Source organism: Ignavibacteriota bacterium, assembly GCA_016708125.1.
Taxonomy (GTDB): Bacteria; Bacteroidota; Ignavibacteria; order Ignavibacteriales; family Melioribacteraceae.
Map to the genome: position 1 here is coordinate 1,920,958 of JADJGF010000001.1, position 22,626 is coordinate 1,943,583.

The window sequence follows — 22,626 nt, forward strand, 5'->3', positions numbered from 1 at the left end:
AGATTTTAAATAATATTCAAAACTATTTTTGCTTTAAAACAATTCCAGTAGAAGGATTTAAAACTATTGATCCCGAAATAGATTTTATAATATCCGGTAAAACAGAATATTCATCAGCTAAAACTTCCCACCAACCTAAAGGAAGTTCAAATTTTAAATCTTGGCTTCTATCAGCATTAAAAATTACTAAATAACTTTTACTGTTAAACTTAACTTGATATGCTAAAGCAAATTCATTCTTCTTAAAATTCTGAAATGAATAATCATCATAATTTGCTTTACTAAATACTTTATGGAATTTTCTGAGTTTGATCAATCCTTTGTAATAATTGAAAAGATCTTTATTCAATTCTGCATGCACAAAATTTAAGTAATTTGTATTGTTATCTTTATTATAAGTATTGTGATCAATAGTTCCGGCTTCAACATCTTCAATATTTTCATCTAACTCAATAACTTTTGATCTGCCAAATTCTTGTCCTTCGTGAATCATCGTAATTCCTTGCGAAGTAAACAAGAACATTGCAGCCAATTTGTGCAATTTTAATTCTTCATGCGTGAGATGAACATTTTTATTAATATTTGTAATTACTTCATCTTTTCTAATTTTTCCCAAACCCATACGAATAAAATCACCCAAAGTATACCCGTCATGAGATTCCAAGTAATTTACGGAATGCTCCGGCTCTTGAAATAATCCGTGTTCTTCATTTATTAAAGTTCCGCGCACATAACTTTTTATTCTATCAATATTATTATTCCCTTGCCATTTTCCGAATATCCATCCTAAACCATTAAAAGGATTTTCACCTTTTATTCCGTTTCTAATTTGATCATTCCAGCTTCCCCATTCGCGTAAAGAAAATCCCATTGGATTATATCCGCCGCCCCAAGGTTCGCAGACAAAAACAACATCGGGATTTATTTTTTTTGCTTCTCTGATTATGGCTTCAATTGTTTCCCAATCCAGTAATTTTCCCAAATCAAATCTAAATCCATCTATGTGATATTCCTTCATCCAATAAATTATACTTTCAACAATTAATCTCCTCAGCATTGGTCTTTCGGTTTTCAGATCATTTCCGCAATAACTTTCGGCAATGTAATTTCCTTTTTCATCAAATCTGAAATAATATTGTTTATCAATTTCTTTCAAATTTCCAATTTCATATTCCGATAAATGATTATAAACAACATCCATAATTACTGCAATTTTATTTTTATGAAAAGCTTTTACCATATCTTTAAATTGATTTACTTGTCCGCCTTTTTCACCAAGCCATTTGCCTCTTGTTAAAACTCCAATATTTTCTGAATAATACGCAGCGGGCGCAAAAAAGTTTGAGGTCATATAACCCCAATGATTTCTTTCGTAAGGATTCCAAGTATTATACTTTCCGGCTAATGAATCTTTAAAAGGAATTTCACAATATCCAAATTCTTGCGAAGGTAAAAGTTCAACCGTATTTACACCGAGAGATTTTATATAATTAATTCCGCCGGTAATTTTTTCTTCAACCAAACCTTTGTAAGTTCCGGGAAAATTTGAACCGGCAGATTTATGTGCTGTTAAATCTCTAATATGCATTTCATAAACAATTAAATCTCGCCAATCTCTTTGAATCCAAGAATCATCTTCCCAATTATAATTTTGGTTGTAAACAATTGATTTTCTTGGGTTCAAATAATCTGTATAAGTCGCAACAGCTTTTGCATATGGATCAACACATAAAGGAGGAATTTTATTCTTTTCTAAATCTTCTTCAGAATAAACTTGATAACCGTAAAATTTATTCGTTAAATCTTCATTTATAATTGCTTCCCAAACTCCATCATCATCTTTGTTCATTTTAAAATCAACGGAAATTGTATCTGTTACATTTTCAAAAGTTTTTAGAATAACATTTTCTGCATTTGGTGCAAAAATTCTAAATGTTGTTTGATTTACCGAAACGAAAGAGCCCAATTCTTTTTCGGAATATAATGTATTTAACTGATGCTGTGAAAATTTATATTTTGATGTATCTGAATTTATAAACTCTCTATTTTCTGAAATATACAACTTACAACCCTTTGAATTTATTTTTGGAATAAGAAGAATAATTACTGTAAAGGCAAATATTTTTAATTGCGCTTTCATAGACATTATCGTATTAAATTAGTTGTAAATTAATTAAAAGATTGAATCCTTACAAGAATTTGTAGGAAAAGTTAAAATAAAATGATGAGATAATTTCTAATATTTTAGTAAGAAATATCTATATTTTCAGAAGTTGCGGGTAATGGGGGAATTTCAAATTCTGCACTATTTCTAAAATATGCATTATTGTTTACATGTGAAATTTGAATTCTGTAGTGATGTGAGCCGGATAGATTCGATGGAATTTTCCATTCATAAATTCCGTCATTTTCTGTTGATTCTGCAATTGTAATTACTTTATTAAACTTTCTAATTAAATCGATTTTAACATAATCAAGGTTATCAGTTATTGCCCACTTAATTCTGTATGTATTATTTTGCTGCCATTTATCTGTATCCGAAGGACTTTGCACTTGCAGCGAATTTGAATAAAAACTTTCCTCTTTTATTTCTTCATTTGTTGGATTTGTTACTGCGTCTCTGCATGAAGTAAAAATTACAAATAGTATTAAGAGCTTTAATAAAGTTTTCATAATTACCTCACTAAAATCTTTAATTAACTTAGGAATAATTAAGATTAAAATAAAGTAAAAATTATTTTAGCAAAATCATTTTTTTTGAAGTGAGAAAATTTCCAACTTGTAATTGATAAATATAAACTCCGCTTGGTAAACTGCTTCCGTCAAATTCAATTTTATAATTTCCGGGTGATTGTTTTTCATTTACTAATTTTTTTATTTCTTTTCCCAGAACATCGTATATCAAAATTTTTACGTTTGACGTTTCACGTTTTTCGTTTTGCGGAATAGAATATTTTAAAGTCGTTACCGGATTAAACGGATTTGGATAATTTTGTTCTAAATTAAAATCAAAATTTTGCGGCGTATTATTTATTGATGTAATATTTGTAACAGTTTTTAGAATTAAATTATTCGGATCAAGCTCAATATTTTCCGGTATTCCATCAACTTCAAAAGTAAATGTTTGATTTTGCAAATTGTTAAATGCTGTGATTAAAGTATCATTTAAATTTGTTTTGATTAAAATCTGAACCGGCATGGTAAAATAATTTGGATTTGTATTTACTTCTTGAGAAAGTAATAATTGAACATTGTTTTTATTATTTCCAGCAGAATTGTAATTCCATTCTAAAGAATATTTTGGATAGTTTTCACCATAAATCCATTCATCAAAAAAATAATCCAAATCAATTCCGGAAACTTCTTCGCAAACATTTTTGAAATCTTCGGTTTCCGCAACATTGTAGGAATAATTTGGATGAACTAAATATGTCTGCAAAGATTTGAAGAAAAGAGAATCACCTAAAATTCCTCTTAACATGTGAAGCACAACACCACCTTTTGCATAACTGCGAGAGCTCTCAAAAATTTCTGAAAGTAAACTTATATCTTGAACATAAATTGAACCTTGTGCAAACGTAGATCGAAACATTATAGAATTGATTTCAGCATCATAACTTTCTTTACCGTATTTCGCTTCAAGCCAAAGCGCTTCCGCATAAGTTGCAAAGCCTTCATTAAGCCAAATATTCTGCCAATCCTTACATGTTATTTTATCGCCAAACCATTGATGTGCAAGCTCGTGAGAAACAATTTCTTCACCAAAACTTCCCATTGAAGAAACAGTTTGATGTTCCATCCCGCCGCCCCAGCTAAATTCTGCATGTCCGTATTTTTCTTCGGCGAAAGGATATTCACCAAATAGATTTGAAAAGACTTCTAACATTTCTGTGGTTTTATCCAAATCTAATTTTCGTTCATCATTTAAATTTTCCGGATAATTATAATGAATTACCGGCATAAATTTATTTTCAGCATATTCAAACTGCTGTTCGTAAATTTCGTAATTAGTCATTGCCAAAGAAATTAAATAATGTGCAATCGGATAACTATTTTTCCATTTAAAAGTTTTTGTACCGTTTCCGTTATTTTTTTCTTCAATTAATTTACCATTTGAAACACTGTAAAAAAAATCATCCGCAGTAATCCAAACATCAGAAGAATCTGCCTTATCTGCCGGTGTATCTTTGCACGGAAACCAATCGCTTGCACCGTATGGTTCACTTAAAGTCCAAATTGCGGGATTTCCATCATGTTCGCTAAAAACAAAACTTCCAAATCCGGAACTCCCGGGAATTCCATCATAAATAATTTGCACGGAAAATTCTTGATTCAAACTCAAACTTTTTCCCAAATCAATTTTAATTGTATTTGAATTATCATGAATAAAATTAACCGGATTTCCATCGACCGTTACATTTTGCACATTCATTGTTTCTTGTAAATCGATAAAAATATTTGTCACATTATCAAAATTACTTTTTGCATTTATTGTAACATTTCCGGAAAGAAAATTTGGTGTGTGAGTTATTTCGAAAATTAATTTATAATATGTTACATCAAACTTTGAATCGCCGCTATAAGTAATATTCATAAAATTATTATGTTTACTTAATTGCGATTTGATGCAATAATCAATTCCTTTTTCTTGAGAAAGTGCATTTGTAAAAATTGAAATTAAAATAATAAATATTGTTTTCTTCATCTTATTCTCTTATAAATCAAAATTTTGGTTAAGCAAAATTTAAAGTGTAATTTTGAAACAAATAGTATACAATTAAAAAAAGTTTCTCAAGTTAAAAATAAGGTTTCTTTTAATGAGCAGACATTCAAAAATTTTTATTGGATTATTAGCCGGTGCAGTTTTCGGAATTTTAAGCAATATATATTTAAGCGAAACAAGTTTTTTAAATTTTGTTCAAACTTATTTTTCTGATCCTCTTGGAAAAATATTTCTTAATATGTTGATAATGATGGTAATTCCATTGGTGTTTGCGAGTTTGTCTATAGGAGTTGCTCAAATTGGCGATTTGAAAAATCTTGGAAGAATTGGATTAAAAACAATTTCATATTTTTTTCTAGTAACTGCATTAGCTGTAACAATTGGATTGACTTTAGTTAATACAATAAAACCGGGAAATTATTTATCGGATGAAATTAAAACAAAATTGTTAACTTCTTACCAAAGTGAAGCAAGCGAGATAAAGGAAAAATCGGAAAATATAGAATTTGGAATTCAAACTTTAGTAAACATAGTTCCGCGAAATCCAATAGCAGCAATAGCAAAACCAAATCCCGAAATGTTGGCATTAATATTTTTTTCAATAATTGTTGGCGTTGCTTTAACAATGATTGGAAAAGATAATGCTCAGTCTGTAATTAATCTTTTGGAAGGAATAAACGAAATTACAATTGTTGTAATAAACATCGCAATGAAATTAGCACCATACGGAGTTTTTGCATTAATATTTTCTACAACTTCGCGTTTCGGTTTTGAGCTTTTAGTTGCATTAAGTATGTACGTAATTACAGTTTTACTGGGATTATCAATTCACTTATTAGTGTCGTTTCCCATTTTAATCAAAACTTTTGCAAAATATAATCCGGTTTTATTTTTTAAGAAAATTGAGACAGTAATGTTAACTGCATTTTCAACAAGTTCAAGCAGTGCAACTTTACCAACAACAATTTCGGTTTCGCAAAAGAATTTGGGAATTCCATCACACATAAACGGATTTATTCTTCCACTTGGCGCAACAATGAATATGAACGGAACAGCTTTGTTTGAAGGAGTTACAGTTTTATTTCTTGCACAAGTTTTTGGAGTTGAGCTAAGTTTTGGTGTTCAATTAATTGTTGTGTTAATGAGCGTTTTAACCGCAATAGGAACTGCCGGAGTTCCATCGGGATCAATTCCACTTTTGGTTATGGTTTTGATGATGGTAAATGTTCCCGCAGAAGGAATTGCAATTATTCTTGGTGTTGATAGATTTCTTGATATGTGCAGAACCGTTTTAAATGTTACGGGAGATATTACTTGCGCAGCTTATGTCGCAAAATCTGAAGGATATCAATTAGCTAAAGAATAGAATTGCAAAATTGCAAAATTATTTATAGTAAAACTTAGCCACTAATGCACGAATAAGGTTTTAAAAAGATGCGATCTTTTTATAAGATCGCATCTTTAATCAATACTTTTTTTACGTTTCACTTTTAACGTTTCTACGTTTTTCGTTTTCACTTACTAACCTTACTTCCTTTCAAAACTATTGAGGCAAAAACTGAAATTCCTAATGCAGCAATAATTATAATTAATGAAATTTGAACCGGTACATGAAAAAATGCACTTAGCAACATTTTTACTCCAATAAAAAGAAGAATAAATGAAATTCCGTATTTCAAATATTTGAATAAATTTAAAATTCCGGCAAGTGCAAAGAAAAGTGATCGCAATCCAAGAATTGCAAAAAGGTTTGAAGTTATTGCAATAAATGAATCATTTGTAATTGCTAAAACTGCGGGAATTGAATCAATTGCAAAAATTAAATCTGTCGATTCAATTAATATCAAAGTTATAAAAGCAACGGTTGCATAAGTCTTCTTTCCCACTTTTATAAAAAAATGATCCGTTTCTACATCTGTTTTTACCGGGAAAAATTTCTTAGTTAATTTTACAAATACGTTATCATTCGGATGAATTTTTTCATCTTTTGCGGTAAACATTTTAATTGCAGTATAAACCAAAACTGCGCCAAAAATGTAGATCATAAAACTAAATGTTTTTAAAAGCTGAACACCGGCAAGAATAAAAATTATTCGCAATACTACAGCTCCAATAATCCCCCATTTAAGAATTCTCGGTTGATGTTTTTCTGGAATTCCCATTGTTCCGAAAATCATTAGGAATACAAATAAATTATCTACAGAAAGAGATTTTTCAATTAAGTAGCTTGCAACGTATTCAAAACTTTTTGTGTGTCCATCCGGAAAATAAAAATAAATTAAAATTGCAAAAGAAAATCCGGCTGCAATCCAAATTACGCTCCACATCAAAGCGGCTTTTATATTTATTTTTCCGCGGTGGTGACTTGTATAAACCAAATCGAAAATAAAAACAGCAATAAAAAGTGCAGCAAATATTAACCAAAAGAGAAAATGAATTTCCATGGTTTCCTAAAATTATTTGGGCAAAGATAGGGAATTTTGAAGTAACGAGAAATGAAAAACGGAAAACGTTGAGATGTAGAATCGTGTAAACGTAAAACGAAAAATGAAAGATGAAGAAACACAAAAAGATAAATACTTGTCATTTCGAATGAAATGAGAAATCTCATAAAAAAATTATAAATATAAATGAAAATAGTGATGGATAAATTTAAAATAATTTAAAGATGCGATCTTTTAAAAATATCGCATCTTTTTTATATTTTTTTCATTGCGTTTCTCGTTTTCCGTCTCAAAGTTTATACGTCTATACGTTTTTATCCCAAAAAGAACGAAAGTAAAATACCGGCTGCAACTGCCGATCCAATTACTCCCGCAACATTTGGTGCCATTGCATGCATAAGTAAATGATTTTTTGAATCATATTGCAAACCAACAACTTGAGAAACTCTTGCACTATCGGGAACTGCAGAAACTCCGGCATTTCCAATTAATGGATTTATTTTATTTTCTTCTTTCAAAAATAAATTCATAATTTTTACAAACATTACTCCACCGGTTGTTGCAATTACAAAAGAAAGCGCTCCTAATCCAAAAATACCAATTGATTTTGCAGTCAAAAAAGTTGTTGCTTGAGTTGAAGCGCCAACCGTCAATCCAATAAGAATAGTAACAATATCTATTAATGAACCTTTTGCAGTATCTGCCAATCTTTTTGTAACTCCGCTTTCTTTCAAAATATTTCCGAAGAATAACATTCCTAAAAGAGGCAATGCAGAAGGAGTGATAAAGCAAGTAAGTAGTAAACCAACAATAGGGAATAGTATTTTCTCCAATTTAGAAACTTGGCGCGGAGGTTTCATTCTTATTTGTCGTTCTTTATCGGTTGTAAGCAATTTCATAATCGGCGGCTGAATTACCGGAACAAGTGCCATATAAGAATATGCGGAAACTGCAATTGCGCCAACTAATTCCGGAGCTAATTTAGATGATAAGAAAATTGCAGTTGGTCCATCTGCTCCGCCAATAATTGCAATTGCTGCAGCATGTTGAGGAAGATATCCCAGAGCTAAAGATAATGCGTAAGCTCCAAAAATTCCTAATTGAGCAGCAGCGCCAATTAATATTAATTTTGGATTTGAAAGCAAAGTAGAAAAATCCGTCATCGCTCCAATTCCCAAAAATATTAATGGGGGATAAACTCCTTGAGTTACACCAAAATATAAATAATTAAGAACGCTTCCTTTTTCATAAATTCCTAATTGCAAATTTGCGCCTTCTAAAAAAGGAATGTTTCCAATTAAAATTCCAAATCCAATAGGAACAAGTAAAAGCGGTTCATAATCTTTTACAATTGCTAAATAAAGAAATATTAAAGCAATAATTAACATTATAACATGACCAAGCGTAAAATTTGCAAATGCAGTGTACCGCATAAATTGATCAAAACCGTGAGCTACAAATTCAATAAATTGCTGCATTTTTAACCTCCAATCTCAACAAGAACATCGCCTTCCATAACAGAATCACCTTGTCGCACATTAATTTTAACAACTTTTCCTTCTTTATCTGCATTAACACTATTTTCCATTTTCATAGCTTCAAGTGTTATTAACTTATCACCGATTTTTACAGAATCTCCTTCTCTTACATGAACATTTAAAATAACTCCGGGAAGAGGAGATTTTATATGTCCCGCACCTTTTGCTGCAGTTGGTTTTGCCGTTCTTTGTTCAGATATTGCAATATCCGTAGATGGTGCAACAACCGATCTAACTAATTTTGGAGTTTTTGTTGTTTGAATTTGCTTATTAACTTGCACTTGGTATGATGTTCCGTTCACTTCAACTTCGGCAATATTATCTTCAATATTAACAATTTCAACGTCGTAATCACTTCCATTTATTGTAAATTTAAACTTTTTCATTTCATTTCCCTCATCTTGGATTTTGTCTTAAACCATAAATTTTTGAACTCCATGGCGAATATGTTCTTGCAACTTTATTAATTGTAAGAACCGTATTTTCTTTATCGTGCAATTCACTCATGTATAAATGCAAAGCCATTGCAATTGCCGCACTTACGTTTCCGCTTAAATCTTCTTCGCTTTCTTTAACCTTAATTTCTTTACCTTCAACTTTTCTAGCTTTTTTTAATTTCAGATTAAGAAGTTTTGTAATGTTATAAAAAAGTAAATAAAGAAGTAATAAAGACATGAAAACTACTGTCATTCCTACAAAAGTCATTCCTACGCCCCAAGGATCAATTTGATTGAACTTATCGGCGTTTTCATGAATTTTCGCATTCGAAACGGAATCAAGTTTTGCAGCGGTTGCTTGTAAAATTAAACCTAAATTCATTTCATACCTCACAATGGAATATTGGAATGTTTTTTAGGCGGATTTACATCTTTCTTTGTCGATAAAGATTGAAGTGCGCGAATAACTCTGAATCGAGTATTTCTTGGTTCAATAATATCATCGATATAACCATATTTTGCAGCTGCATAAGGAGTTGCGAATTTTGCTTTATATTCATTTTCTTTTTGAGTGATGAAAGCATTTCTTTCTTCGGGATTTTCGATTGCGGCAATTTCTTTATTATTCAAAACTTCAATTGCACCGCGCGGACCCATAACAGCAATTTCTGCTGAAGGCCAAGCGTAATTTATATCTCCGCGTAAATGTTTTGATCCCATAACATCATAAGCGCCGCCGTATGCTTTTCTTAAAATAATTGTAATTTTCGGAACAGTAGCTTCGCCGTATGCAAATAATAATTTTGCACCATGTAAAATTATTCCCCCGTATTCTTGAGTTGTTCCGGGTAAAAATCCGGGAACATCAACCAAAGTTAAAATTGGAATATTAAAAGCATCGCAGAAACGTACAAATCTTGCAGCTTTTCGTGATGAATTTATATCTAAAACTCCTGCTAAATAATTCGGCTGATTTGCAACAATTCCCACAGAAATTCCGTTAAATCTTGCAAAACCGGTAATTATATTCGGCGCATAATGTCTTTGGATTTCTAAAAATTCATGATTATCAGCAATTGCGTGAATTACATTTTTTACATCATAAGGTTTATTTGGGCTATCCGGAATTATTTCATTTAAAGTATCTTCTAATCTGTCAATCGGATCATCACATGCAACTAACGGCGGATCTTCCAAATTATTTTGCGGAAGATAGCTTAACAATTTTCTAATTAATAAAATTCCTTCTTCTTCGGAATCTGCAACAAAATGAGTAACACCGGATTTTGTTCCGTGAACCATTGCGCCGCCGAGTTCTTCATCAGTAACTACTTCACCAGTTACTGTTTTCACAACTTTTGGACCGGTAACAAACATGTAGCTTGTATTTTTACTCATAATAGTAAAATCTGTTAAAGCCGGAGAATAAACTGCGCCACCAGCACATGGACCAAATATTGCGGAAATTTGCGGAACAACTCCGGAAGCTAAAATATTTTTTTGGAAAATATCTGCGTAACCGCCTAAACTTTTTACACCTTCTTGAATTCTTGCACCGCCGCTATCGTTAATTCCAATTACGGGAGCGCCGACTTTCATTGCTTTATCCATAACTTTACAGATTTTTTGTGCATACATTTCCGAAAGCGATCCGCCGAAAATTGTAAAATCTTGTGAAAACACATAAACCAATCTTCCGTCAATTGTTCCGTACCCGGTAACAACTCCATCCGATAAATATGTTTGTTTATCCAAACCGAAATCAACAGTTCTGTGTGAAACGAACATATCAAATTCTTCGAAAGAACCATCATCCAATAACATTTCAATTCTTTCGCGTGCGGTAAATTTTCCTTTTTGATGCTGGGCTTCAATTCTTTTTTCTCCGCCGCCTAAACGCGCTTTTTGTCGCATTTCCATCAATTCTTTAATCTTATCTTGTAACGACATTATTTCTCCTAAAAAAAACTAATTTATTTAAATTGTTTATTTATCTGAACAAAGTTCTGTTAAAACTCCGCCGGTTGATTTTGGGTGAAGAAAAGCAATATTTAAGCTTTCTGCACCTTTACGCGGATTTACATCAATTAATTTTACTTCTTTTTGCTGAAGTTCATTTAGTGATTCTTGTAAATTTTCTACATGAAATGCAATGTGATGAATTCCTTCACCTTTTTTCTCAATAAATTTTCCGATTGGTCCATCCGGAGAAGTTGATTCCAAAAGTTCAATTTTTGTTTCGCCAACTTTGAAAAATGCAGTTTTTACTTTTTGATCTGCAACTTCTTCAATTGCATAACATTTTAATCCGAGCTTTTCTTCATAAAATTTTATGGATTCTTCCAAATTATTTACCGCAATTCCCAAATGTTCAATACGATTTATATTCATTTTTTCCCTTTTTTAAAATTCAAGAAAGTTTAATTACAATTAACGTGCCTACAAATGTTACTAATTAAATATCAATTTATTATTCATAATTTGTAATTTATTTTAGTTTTGTAAACTATTTAAACAAATTAAATAGAATTTATTCTCAAATATTGGAAGTTCATTTTCTCTCATTTGAAACAATAAAAATTAGTAACCTAAAAAACATCTTGACAAAAATTAGAATTAAGCATATTTTTGGCACTCTAAAATTTATTCCGCGATAGCTCAATGGTAGAGCATTCGGCTGTTAACCGAAGGGTTGTAGGTTCGAGCCCTACTCGCGGAGCAAAACCCAAGGAAAAAATTCTTGGGTTTTTTGTTTATGTATAAAGTCTATGTTTTATATTCCTCAAAATTCAATAAGATTTATATTGGTCAAACTGAAGATTTAGAAAGAAGATTGTTTGAGCACAATAATAAATTTTCCAATTTTTATAAAAAAAATAAAATATCACCAGAATATTTTAAAAAAGTTTATGGAATAAAATTTCTCCTACTTTTGTATAAATATTTATTTGATTATCTTCACAATAGATATTCTATACAAAAGGCTGAAATAATTATGCAAGAAAATAAGATAAAACATACATTTCATATTCCAGTAATGGGAACCGGTTTTACAATTGATACGCCGATCAAAGTTGCCAAATACGGTATTTCATCAGTTGTGTCTTTGGTGGATGATATTCTTGTTGAAAATATGCGCGAATATTACTCCAAAAAATTCAATCTTCCTTTTGAAGAAATCACAAATAAAATTGAAGATTTTAGAGCAAAAAGATTTACGGAGTATTTAAATCTTTTGGATAATCTTGTTAAAGAAAAATTTGAAGAATTAAAAACTTCTTACCATAAAAACGTAGATGAAATTCATAAATATTTTGAAATGCTTCCGGATGCGTCAAATTTAAAGGAAGAATTCAATAAAATTCTAAATGATAATATTAAAAAAGTTCAATGCTGGCTTGATGAACACTTACATCTTGGTTCAATTGATGTAAACATTATGACTAAGCTCGATAAAGAAAATTATTTTAATGAAGAAAAACTTCCTTCTGAATTTAATGATGCTCACGCTGCTTTAAGAGGTTTTGCAAACAGCAATTTGGAATCATCATTAGTTTTATCTGCCGGATTGAATCCGCGTCTTTATTCTTACATTGAAAAGTTCGAAGATTTTTTCCCAGATGAAAATGGCAAAATCAAAAAGAAAATTGTAATAAAAGTTAGTGATTACCGTTCGGCATTAATTCAAGGAAAATTTCTTGCCAAAAAAGGAATTTGGGTTTCCGAATATAGAATTGAATCCGGATTAAATTGCGGCGGACACGCATTTGCTACCGATGGATATTTGCTCGGACCAATTCTCGAAGAATTCAAAATAAAAAGAAACGAACTTGTTTCAACGGTGTATGAAATTTTTATTGAAGGATTAAAACAAAAAGGAAAACAAATTCCACCCCAGCAATTAAATATTTTAGTTACTGCACAAGGCGGAGTTGGAACAAACGCTGAGCAAGAATTTTTACTCGATTATTATAATATTGATTCCGTTGGCTGGGGAACTCCTTTTTTGCTCGTGCCGGAAGTGACAAATGTTGATGCTAAGACAAGAGAATTGTTAAGTAATGCAAAGGAAGATGATTTATATTTAAGTGGAATTTCTCCTTTGGGTGTTCCGTTTAATGCGGTTAAGGGAAATACTCAAGAATTAGATAAAATTGAAAAGGATAAAAAGGGTGTTCCGGGAAGTGCATGTCCTAAAAAGTTTTTAACATTTAATAAAGAGTTTACCGAACAAGTTATTTGTACTGCTTCGCGTCAATATCAAAATTTAAAGTTAAAAGAATTGGAAACAAAAAATCTTGAAACATTTGAATATAATTCAGCAAGAAAAAAAATTGTTGAAAAGGAATGTTTGTGCATCGGTTTAGCCAATTCCACAAGGCATGTGCACGGCATTGATAATAATATTAAAAGTGAAGGAGTTTCAGTTTGTCCGGGTCCAAACCTTGCATACTTTTCGGAAATTATTTCATTGAAGGAAATGGCAGATCATATTTACGGAAGAATGAATGTAATTTCAAGAACGGATAGACCAAATTTCTTTATGAAAGAATTGCAATTGTATTATGATTATTTGAAAAAACGAATTGAAGAAATTGATACTCCGTTTACCGATAAGCAAATTGCATATTTTAATAATTTTATTGAAAATATGAATGAAGGAATTGTTTATTACAAAAATTTATATGAAGAGCTTAGAAGTAAATTTGAAGATGTTAAAGATGATTTTTTAGTCGAATTAGAAAATATAGAATTTGAACTTGCTAATTTAATTAAGCCGGTTCAACTTGAAAGAATTATGTAATTTTTAAAAAAACTCAAAGAATTTAATTTTGATTTTTGAGCAATAATTCGGCGGCAGACGTAGCATTTAGTTTGCCGGAAATTAATTTTTCTTCAACTTTTTTCAATTCCTTTTTAACTTTTTGATTATTATAAAAATCATTAATCAAACTTTCTTTAACCAGCGAGTGCATCCAATCTAGTGATTGTTTTTTTCTTACCTCATAAAAAGAATTATTTGATTTTGTAATTTCCACAAATTTAAAAATCATTTCCCAAATTTCCGGAATACCGATTTCGCTTAATGCAGAAGCTGTTAAAACCCTAACTTCCCAATTTTTTGTAAAAGGCTGTAGATAATGAATTGCTGTTGCAAATTCAGTTTTAGCAATTTCTGATTTTTGTTTATTGTCGCCATCTGCTTTGTTAAAAACCAATGCATCGGAAATTTCAATTATTCCTTTTTTAATTCCTTGAAGTTCATCACCAGCTCCGGCAATCATTACAAGCAAGAAAAAATCAACCATGGATCTTACCGAAATTTCACTTTGTCCAACGCCGACAGTTTCAATTAATATTATATCAAAACCGGCAGCTTCGCAAACCGTAATTGTTTCGCGAGTTTTTCTTGTAACTCCGCCTAAATTTCCCGCAGAAGGTGAAGGACGAATAAAACAATTTTTCTCCCGCGAAAGTTTTTCCATTCTTGTTTTATCGCCAAGAATACTTCCTTTTGAAACCGAACTGCTCGGATCAACAGTGAGAACAGCAACTTTGTGTCCACGCTCAATTAAGAATAAACCTAAAGATTCAATTAAAGTACTTTTGCCCGCACCGGGCACTCCGGAAATTCCAATCCTAATGGATTTCTCTGAATATGGAAGAAGTTTATTTAAAATTTGCTCAGCTTTTTCATGATGTTTTTGTGAATTGCTTTCAACCAAAGTAATGCATCTTGCGAGAAGATTTCTATCATCGTTAATTACACCATTGAATAATTCATCAACCGAATTAATTTTTGTTTTTATGCTATTAAAATTTGTTACGGAATTATTTGAATTAATTTCCAAACCTTTTACAACATTTACAGCAAATTCTTCTCCGGCATTTTTCGGTGTCCAATCTGGTTTGTAAGTTCTGTCTTTTTTCATTTCTCAAAAATTAAAGGAAAATTGAAATTAAACGCTTATTATCAAAAAGAAATCTTCAATTAAAATTTCATTCAATAAAATCAATCTGCAGTATTGTGCAAATATACCGAAAAACAAGATTGAAAATTACTTGTATTGTTATGGTTTGATCTGCTTATTTACTTATCTAAAAAATTAACTATTGAATTAAAAAATATCTACACTTAATTTTAGTTTATACGATAATGTTAAATCTTCAAAAAAAATAGGAATTAAACTTATGAATTTATATCGGAAATTTGCATTCTTTTATCTGATTATTATTTTTATTACTGCACAAAATTATTATTCACAAGTTGATACTGCTTGGACGAAAAGCTTTAATTACGGAACTTATAATCGTGGTATTAGTGTATTTGAAACTGATGATAGTAGTTATTTGACTTTAGGATATACATCTTGGTCATCTTCTGAATCCATATTGATTAAAACGGATTTAATAGGCAATACAAAGTGGGTTAAGAAATTTAATAATTCGGTATATGGTAAATTCGATCATATGCAAGCAAGTAAGGACAGAAATTTTTATGTAGTTGGGAATGGTTTCATTTCTACTAAACTATATAAATTTGACTTAGAAGGTAATATTAAATGGTCTTTGTTATTAAACAATTTTGATGGTAAAGATACATTAAATATTTTTCCGGAAGATACACTTATTTACGTATCAGAAATAATTAATGATGAAAATAACGGCGTATATCTAATAGGAAAATATGGAGATCTTGAGCCTAAATTATGGATAGCAAGTGTAAATTCGGAAGGAAAATTTAATTGGGCAAAAATTATTCAAACAACTATGTGGGTAGATTCATACCATCTTCATTTTTTAAAATCCAGTGAGGGTTTTTTTATTGCCGGCAATGAACAAGCTGGATCAAACACTTTGTTTTTTTTATTGACAGACAAATTTGGCAATTTGCTCGTGGAAAAATCATATAGACCGGATGATGTTTTATCTCAATCTTTCAATTCAATTAGTTATGTTTTTAATGAATCCCAAGATAGCGGTTATGTTTTAACCGGAGAACAAATGGGAAATTTAGCTTTAATCAGAACTGATTTATGGGGAAATGTTATTTGGGAAAAAACATATGATCGCTATACGCCAGCTATGCAATTTGGAAATAAAGTTATTACTGTACCTTGGGGATATGTCATTATAGGCGGTACTGGTGATAATACAAATCCTAAAACATTTATTTTGAAAACGGATGGTGAAGGGAATATTTTATGGGAAAATATATGTGATAATAGTTATGGTCAATCTATCATGTCAACTAATGATAATGGATATATTGCCTGTGGTACTAAGGCACAAAAAGATATTTGGCTTTTTAAATTAAAATCTACACCATTAGCCGTAATAAATGGGGATAAAAATTGGTATGATCTTGATTGGGATGGAAAAGCTTTTGGTCAATTAGATGGAGCCTCTAGTACTTCACCAAATGGATTTCAAATAGTTGGATATTCATGGTCGATAAACGATTCGATCGTTAGTACTGAAAGTATAGTTAACTTAGAACTTCCAACCGGGTCAACTGAAATCAAACTCAAAGTGACTGATGAATATGGAATTTCCGCAGAAAAAGTATTTACTGTTCAAGTTTGTTCTTTCAAAATGGAAACAAACGGATCAATATCTTCATCAATCAGCACAATTGGTGACAGTATATTTTTTGCAACATCTACCGATGACCAAATTTATTGTTTTGATAGAAACAATAATATTAAATGGTCACTTATGACCGGAGGAGACATTCAATCAACAACTACAATTGGCCCAGACAATAATATTTATGTCGGATCAAGTGATACAAGACTTTATAATTTTGATTTGGAAGGAAATTTTTTATGGGATAAACCAGTTGGCGGAATAGTTACAGCTTCACCAGCAATTACCAAAAACGGAAATCTATATATTGGTACAAGTACAAACCGATTATATTCAATAAAAAGTGAAGACGGTTCAATAAAATGGAATTATCTTACAAGCGGTCCAATTAATTCATCTGCATCAGTCTCCAAGTTTGGAGAAATATATTTTGGCAGCAACGATCAATATTTTTATTCCCTCAAATCTTCCGGTGAACTAAACTGGAAATTCAAAACAAATGGAGAAATTCATTCTTCACCAGCTTTAGATGCTTTTGGAAAAATTTATTTCGGAAGTAAAGATGGATATTTATATTCTCTCTCCAACTCTGGAGAAGTTGAATGGAAATATAAAACAAATGGTGCAATTATTTCCTCCCCAGTATTGGATGAAAGTGGAAATATTTATTTTGGATCTGGTGATGGATATTTTTATTCCTTAAATAGTAATGGTGAACTTTTATGGAAATTTAATTCGCAATCACCTGCTAATGGAAATCCGTCAATCGCTTTAAATGGTGATATTATATATGGCTGTGATGATGGAAGCATTATTGCATTAAATAAAAATGGGGAAATGAAATGGAAATTTAAAGCTAATTCCGCTGTTCAAGGTGCTTCTTTAATTACTGCCGACGGAAGAGTTTATGTTGGAAGTAGTGATAATAATGTTTATGGTTTTATTGATCCCAAATACCAAAATATTTCTGAAGGCTTTTATGCTTTGCAATGGCCAACTTTTCAAAAAGATTTTCAAAGAACCGGTTCACTTTATGATTCCGAAACTTCTATTAAATTAGATGAAAATAATTCAATAATTAATTCTTTCAATTTATTCCAAAACTATCCTAATCCATTTAATCCGTCAACAATTATAAAATTTGAAATTGCTCAAGACGCCAAAGTTGTTTTCAATATTTTTAGTGTTACAGGTGAAAAGATAAAAACTATATCAGAAGATTTAAATAGTTCAGGCTATTACTCAGTTGAATGGAACGGCTTAAATGATAAGAATGAGCAAGTAGGAAGCGGCATTTACATTTTTCAAATGAATGCCTTTAGTGCAAATAATACTTTTTCAAAAAGTATAAAAATGTTAAAGTTGAAGTAATAATATTATTGCATATTAACTTGAAGAAAATGCGAAGGTTTATTATAAATATACTTAATGATAATCATTTTTTTTGAATAAAAATTTTGGAACATTTGTTTATAAAAACCGCAACATATTTGCTGCGGTTTTATTTTATATATGATTCAAAATAAAAATTAACTGCTAAATCTTTCCTTGATAATTCCCATTACTTTAATTCCGGTTTCTGGAATTTTTGTTCCGGGACCAAAAATTGCGGAAGCTCCATTTTCGTATAGAAATTCATAATCTTGCTGGGGAATTACACCTCCAATAATTACAATTATATCTTCTCTTCCTAATTTTTTTAATTCTTCCATTAATTGCGGTAGAAGAGTTTTGTGTCCCGCAGCTAACGAACTCATTCCAACTACATGAACATCATTTTCTACGGCTTGTTTTGCAGTTTCTTCGGGAGTTTGGAAAAGCGGACCAACATCAACATCAAATCCCATATCGGCATAAGCCGTTGAAACAACTTTTGCTCCGCGATCATGTCCGTCTTGTCCAATTTTTGCAACTAAAATTCGCGGTCGGCGTCCTTCTAATTCAGCAAATTCATCAGTCAACTTTCTTGCTTTTTCAAACATTTCATTTTCATCATTCTTATATTCACTGCTATAAACTCCGGAAATTGTTCTTGTCACAGCTTTATATCTCCCGCTAACTTTTTCAATTGAATCAGAAATTTCTCCAAGCGTTGCTCTAACTCTGGCAGCTTTAATCGCTAAATCTAATAAATTTCCTTCTTTAGTTTCGGCACATTTTGTAATTGAATCTAAAGAATTTTTTACATCTTCTTCATTTCTAGATTTTTTAATTTGATTTAATCTTTTTATTTGTGAAAGTCTTACAGCAGTATTGTCAACTTCAAGAATTTCAATTGGATCTTCTTTATCGAGTCTGAATTTATTTACGCCAACTATTGTTTCTTGTCCAGAATCAATTCTGGCTTGCCTTCTTGCAGAAGCTTCTTCAATCCGCATTTTTGGAATTCCGGCTTCAATAGCTTTTGTCATTCCGCCAAGAGATTCAATTTCTAAAATATGATTCCAGCCTTTTTTAATAAGTGCATCGGTTAAATATTCAATCAAATATGAACCGCCCCAAGGATCAATCACATTTGTAATTCCGGTTTCATGTTGTAAATAAAGCTGCGTATTACGTGCAATTCTTGCGGAAAAATCTGTGGGAAGTGCGATTGCTTCATCAAGTGAATTTGTGTGTAAAGATTGAGTATGACCCAATGCCGCAGCCATCGCTTCAACACAAGTTCTCACAACATTATTATACGGATCTTGTTCGGTTAAACTCCAACCGGAAGTTTGCGAATGAGTTCTTAGCGACATTGATTTTGGATTTTTCGGATTAAACTGTTTTATAATAGTTGCCCATAAAACTCTTGCCGCGCGCATTTTTGCAATTTCCATAAAATAATTCATTCCCAATGCCCAAAAGAATGATAGGCGTGGAGCAAAAGTATCAACGGATAATCCGGCTTTAATTCCGGTTTTAACATATTCAAAACCATCTGCAAGAGTGTAAGCCATTTCTAAATCAGCAGTTGCTCCGGCTTCTTGCATATGATAGCCGGAAATACTTATTGAATTAAACTTCGGCATAAATTGCGATGTAAATTCAAAAATATCAGCAATTATTTTTATTGATTGTTCCGGCGGATAAATGTAAGTATTTCTTACCATGTATTCTTTTAGAATATCATTTTGAATTGTTCCGGTTAATAATTCCGGTTTAACTCCTTGTTCCTCAGCGGCAACAATAAAAAATGCCATGATTGGTAAAACGGCTCCGTTCATCGTCATCGAAACCGACATTTTATCTAACGGAATTGAGTTGAATAAAATCTTCATATCTTCAACGGAATCAATTGCAACGCCGGCTTTGCCAACATCGCCAACAACACGAGGATGATCCGAATCATATCCGCGATGTGTTGCAAGATCGAAAGCAACAGAAAGACCTTTTTGACCTTGCGCTAAATTTCTTCTATAAAATGCATTACTTTCTTCCGCAGTTGAAAATCCGGCATATTGTCTAATTGTCCATGGACGAACTACGTACATTGTGCTGTATGGTCCGCGAAGAAATGGAGGAATGCCCGACAAAAAATTTAAATGTTCAAAATCCTTTAAATCTTCTTTTGTGAAAAGTGGATTTAGCGGAATTTGTTCCATCGTTTGAAAAATTAATTCTTCAGTTGATTTTCCTAAAGAATTTTCAAATTCCATTTTCCAGTCGGAATATGATTTTTTATCAAAACTTAAATTAAGATTTACATCTTTAAAGTTTGGCTTGTACATTATATTTGCCCTCCAATTTTGTTATAGAGGGAAGTGAGAATTTTCATTGCATCAGCTCCAAGAAAAATAAAATCATCAACACCGGATTTTTTATGCTGCTCAATTTGCTCTTTCGGATAACCAGCCAAAATTATTTGAATATTTTCATTTTTAGATTTTATTGCTTTCGTAATTTGCGGAACCAATTCCGGATATTTATCATCAGTAGAGCAAATTGTAACAATCAATGTTCCGGAATCTAAAACATCGTTTATTAAATTTTCTATATCAGTATAACCGGGCGGATCAAAAACTTCAAAACCGCCAATTTCAAAAAATCCTTTTGAAAAATCAGCACGGGCTTTATAATCTTTAATTGTGCCCATGTTTGCCAAAAATACATTCGGCAAAAATCCGTTTTTAATTTTATAATTTCTGCTTAATTCTCTAATATTTTCAAAATCTTCGGAAGCTCTTTTTTGCTTCAATGGATTTATTCTTATTTCATTTTTGTTCGATGAAGTTAAAGCGCTTGTAATTTCTCCGATTGTTGCGCCGTGTAAATATGCTTCCGACATAATATTTATGAGCTCAATCTCGGGATTGTTGGAAATTGAATTTAGCTTTTTCATCACAATATCATGTTTTTCATTCGTTCCGTTTAGTCTAAATTTCTTTAAATATTCAGATCTCTTTTTATGAAATTCAGATTTATCAATTACAATTTTCTCCAATGGTTTTTCATTAATATTCGCATACATATTCGTTCCAACAATTACAGCTTTGCGTTTGTTAATATCTTTACTTCTTTCTTCGTAAACTTTTTCAATTTCATTTTGAATGAAATTATTTTTTAACGATTCTAAAATTCCACCTTCATTTTCAATTTTCTTAAAATATTCCCAAGCATTTTTTGCAATTTCTTCGGTCAAACTTTCAATAAAATAAGAGCCGCCAGCCGGATCAATAACTTGATCCAAATGTGATTCTTCACGTAAAACTGTTTGCGTATTTCTTGCAATTCTTCGTGAAAAATTATCCGGAGTTCTGCTTGTTTTATCAAACGGCGAAGAAGTTATTCCATCAACACCGCCTAAAATTGCGCTAAAAGTTTGAGTTGTTGTTCGCAGTAAATTAACATAAGGATCCAATCCAGTATGATAAAAAGTTGTGTTCTTTGCGTTTATCTCAAATTCAAATTTGGAAGAGTCAATTCCATAAGCATTTACGAAATTATTTAACAAAATTCTGATTGCACGAAATTTGCTAATTTCCATAAAATAATTTGTACTTATGCCAAATGTGAATTGTACTTTGTTAAAAATCACTTCCGGAGTTAAACCCAATTCAATTAATTTATTTGTGTAATAAGTTAGAACTGATAAAGCGATTGAAATTTCTTGAACCGAATTTGCTCCGCTATTTGCAAATGGTAAAGTATTAATTCCAATAACTTTTAAATTTGGAGAATTTTTTTCTGCCCAATCAATTGATAATTTCATAGAGTTGAAAATAAAATTTTCGTCGTAATTTAATTTTCCGGTTTGAACAAATTCATAAATTGGATCGGCGGAAATTGCACCTTTTAATAATTTTACATCAATATTTTTCAAATCGAAATATGATTTTATTAATGAAAGAAACGGTAATAAAATTATTCCAGTGTGAATTGAAAATGAAAATTTTGTAACATCAATATTTTTAAATAATCTTTCAACACTTTTAATTGCAGAAATTGATAATCCGGAATCTCCAACATTTTTTTCTTCAGAATAATCAGCATCAATTCCTAATTTAGTTGCAGAATCCAAACTTATGTTAATACAATTTTGACCATTTTTTAGTGCATCAATTAAAGCTAAATTATATTCTTCGGCATCTGCAATATTAATTTCTTGATTTACTTTCCAACTTTTTTCAAAGTAACCGGATTTATTTTTTCCGCGAACAAAATTTTCATATCCCGGAAGTGAATCAACAAAATTCAGCTTTTGTAAATCTTCGTTTGTGTAAATTGGCTTTAGCTCAATCCCTTCATAAGTTTTTGTAAACATTTTTTTATCGTAAGAAGCGCCTTTTAATTCTTGCTCCACATTTGTTTTCCATTCTTCAAAAGTTGGCGAATGGAATTCTTTTGATAAATCTAATTTAGAAATTAACTTAATTTCATCAGACATAATATTTCTCCAGAAACATAAAATT

Annotated in this window: 15 protein-coding genes and 1 tRNA gene; 4 read left to right on the forward strand and 12 right to left on the reverse strand. The window is 31.1% G+C overall.

What is annotated here, in order from left to right:
• Positions 1-22: 22 nt before the first annotated feature.
• The 3 genes from IPH62_08600 to IPH62_08610 form a co-directional block, all read right to left on the reverse strand.
• Positions 23-2,140 (reverse strand): pullulanase, encoded by a 2,118-nt coding sequence (locus IPH62_08600; GenBank protein MBK7105330.1) that lies wholly within the window; start codon positions 2,138-2,140, stop codon positions 23-25.
• 104 nt (positions 2,141-2,244) lie between these two features.
• Positions 2,245-2,673: a hypothetical protein gene (locus IPH62_08605; GenBank protein MBK7105331.1), complete on the reverse strand. Its 429-nt coding sequence runs from the start codon at positions 2,671-2,673 to the stop codon at positions 2,245-2,247.
• 61 nt (positions 2,674-2,734) lie between these two features.
• Positions 2,735-4,705, reverse strand: a complete 1,971-nt coding sequence (locus tag IPH62_08610; protein MBK7105332.1) for a T9SS type A sorting domain-containing protein — start codon at positions 4,703-4,705, stop codon at positions 2,735-2,737.
• Positions 4,706-4,817: 112 nt separating this feature from the next.
• Here IPH62_08610 and IPH62_08615 point away from each other — a divergent pair, with 112 nt between their 5' ends.
• Positions 4,818-6,089 (forward strand): dicarboxylate/amino acid:cation symporter, encoded by a 1,272-nt coding sequence (locus IPH62_08615; protein ID MBK7105333.1) that lies wholly within the window; start codon positions 4,818-4,820, stop codon positions 6,087-6,089.
• A 148-nt stretch (positions 6,090-6,237) separates the two neighbouring features.
• Here IPH62_08615 and IPH62_08620 read toward each other — a convergent pair whose 3' ends face one another.
• The 6 genes from IPH62_08620 to mce form a co-directional block, all read right to left on the reverse strand.
• Positions 6,238-7,167 (reverse strand): TerC/Alx family metal homeostasis membrane protein, encoded by a 930-nt coding sequence (locus IPH62_08620; GenBank protein ID MBK7105334.1) that lies wholly within the window; start codon positions 7,165-7,167, stop codon positions 6,238-6,240.
• A 314-nt stretch (positions 7,168-7,481) separates the two neighbouring features.
• Positions 7,482-8,645: a sodium ion-translocating decarboxylase subunit beta gene (locus IPH62_08625; GenBank protein MBK7105335.1), complete on the reverse strand. Its 1,164-nt coding sequence runs from the start codon at positions 8,643-8,645 to the stop codon at positions 7,482-7,484.
• Positions 8,646-8,647: 2 nt separating this feature from the next.
• Positions 8,648-9,091, reverse strand: a complete 444-nt coding sequence (locus tag IPH62_08630; GenBank protein MBK7105336.1) for a biotin/lipoyl-binding protein — start codon at positions 9,089-9,091, stop codon at positions 8,648-8,650.
• Positions 9,092-9,101: 10 nt separating this feature from the next.
• Positions 9,102-9,524 carry an OadG family protein gene (locus IPH62_08635; protein ID MBK7105337.1) on the reverse strand — a complete coding sequence of 141 codons (423 nt, stop codon included), beginning with the start codon at positions 9,522-9,524 and terminating at the stop codon, positions 9,102-9,104.
• Between the two features lie 8 nt (positions 9,525-9,532).
• On the reverse strand, positions 9,533-11,092 hold the full coding sequence (locus tag IPH62_08640) for an acyl-CoA carboxylase subunit beta (protein MBK7105338.1): 1,560 nt from the start codon (positions 11,090-11,092) through the stop codon (positions 9,533-9,535).
• 36 nt (positions 11,093-11,128) lie between these two features.
• Entirely contained in the window at positions 11,129-11,533 is a 405-nt protein-coding gene (gene mce, locus IPH62_08645) for a methylmalonyl-CoA epimerase (protein MBK7105339.1), read from the reverse strand.
• 256 nt (positions 11,534-11,789) lie between these two features.
• Between mce and IPH62_08650 the strand changes: the two genes are divergently transcribed.
• Both IPH62_08650 and IPH62_08655 read left to right on the forward strand, forming a co-directional pair.
• A tRNA-Asn gene (locus tag IPH62_08650) sits at positions 11,790-11,861 on the forward strand.
• Between the two features lie 36 nt (positions 11,862-11,897).
• A complete protein-coding gene (locus IPH62_08655; protein MBK7105340.1) occupies positions 11,898-13,946 on the forward strand; it encodes a GIY-YIG nuclease family protein in 2,049 nt (682 codons plus the stop codon).
• A 22-nt stretch (positions 13,947-13,968) separates the two neighbouring features.
• On the opposite strand, the gene meaB is transcribed toward IPH62_08655, so the two are convergent.
• Positions 13,969-15,075, reverse strand: coding sequence for a methylmalonyl Co-A mutase-associated GTPase MeaB (meaB, locus tag IPH62_08660; protein ID MBK7105341.1), 1,107 nt, complete (start codon positions 15,073-15,075; stop codon positions 13,969-13,971).
• A gap of 259 nt (positions 15,076-15,334) precedes the next feature.
• Here meaB and IPH62_08665 point away from each other — a divergent pair, with 259 nt between their 5' ends.
• The gene (locus IPH62_08665) at positions 15,335-18,103 is read left to right on the forward strand and encodes a PQQ-binding-like beta-propeller repeat protein (protein MBK7105342.1); all 2,769 of its coding nucleotides are present in this window, start codon (positions 15,335-15,337) and stop codon (positions 18,101-18,103) included.
• A 158-nt stretch (positions 18,104-18,261) separates the two neighbouring features.
• Here the strand turns inward: IPH62_08665 and scpA are convergent, their stop codons facing one another.
• Positions 18,262-20,445, reverse strand: coding sequence for a methylmalonyl-CoA mutase (scpA, locus tag IPH62_08670; GenBank protein ID MBK7105343.1), 2,184 nt, complete (start codon positions 20,443-20,445; stop codon positions 18,262-18,264).
• A complete protein-coding gene (locus IPH62_08675; protein MBK7105344.1) occupies positions 20,445-22,601 on the reverse strand; it encodes an acyl-CoA mutase large subunit family protein in 2,157 nt (718 codons plus the stop codon). Before IPH62_08675 ends, scpA begins: the two co-directional genes overlap by 1 nt.
• Positions 22,602-22,626 lie beyond the last annotated feature (25 nt).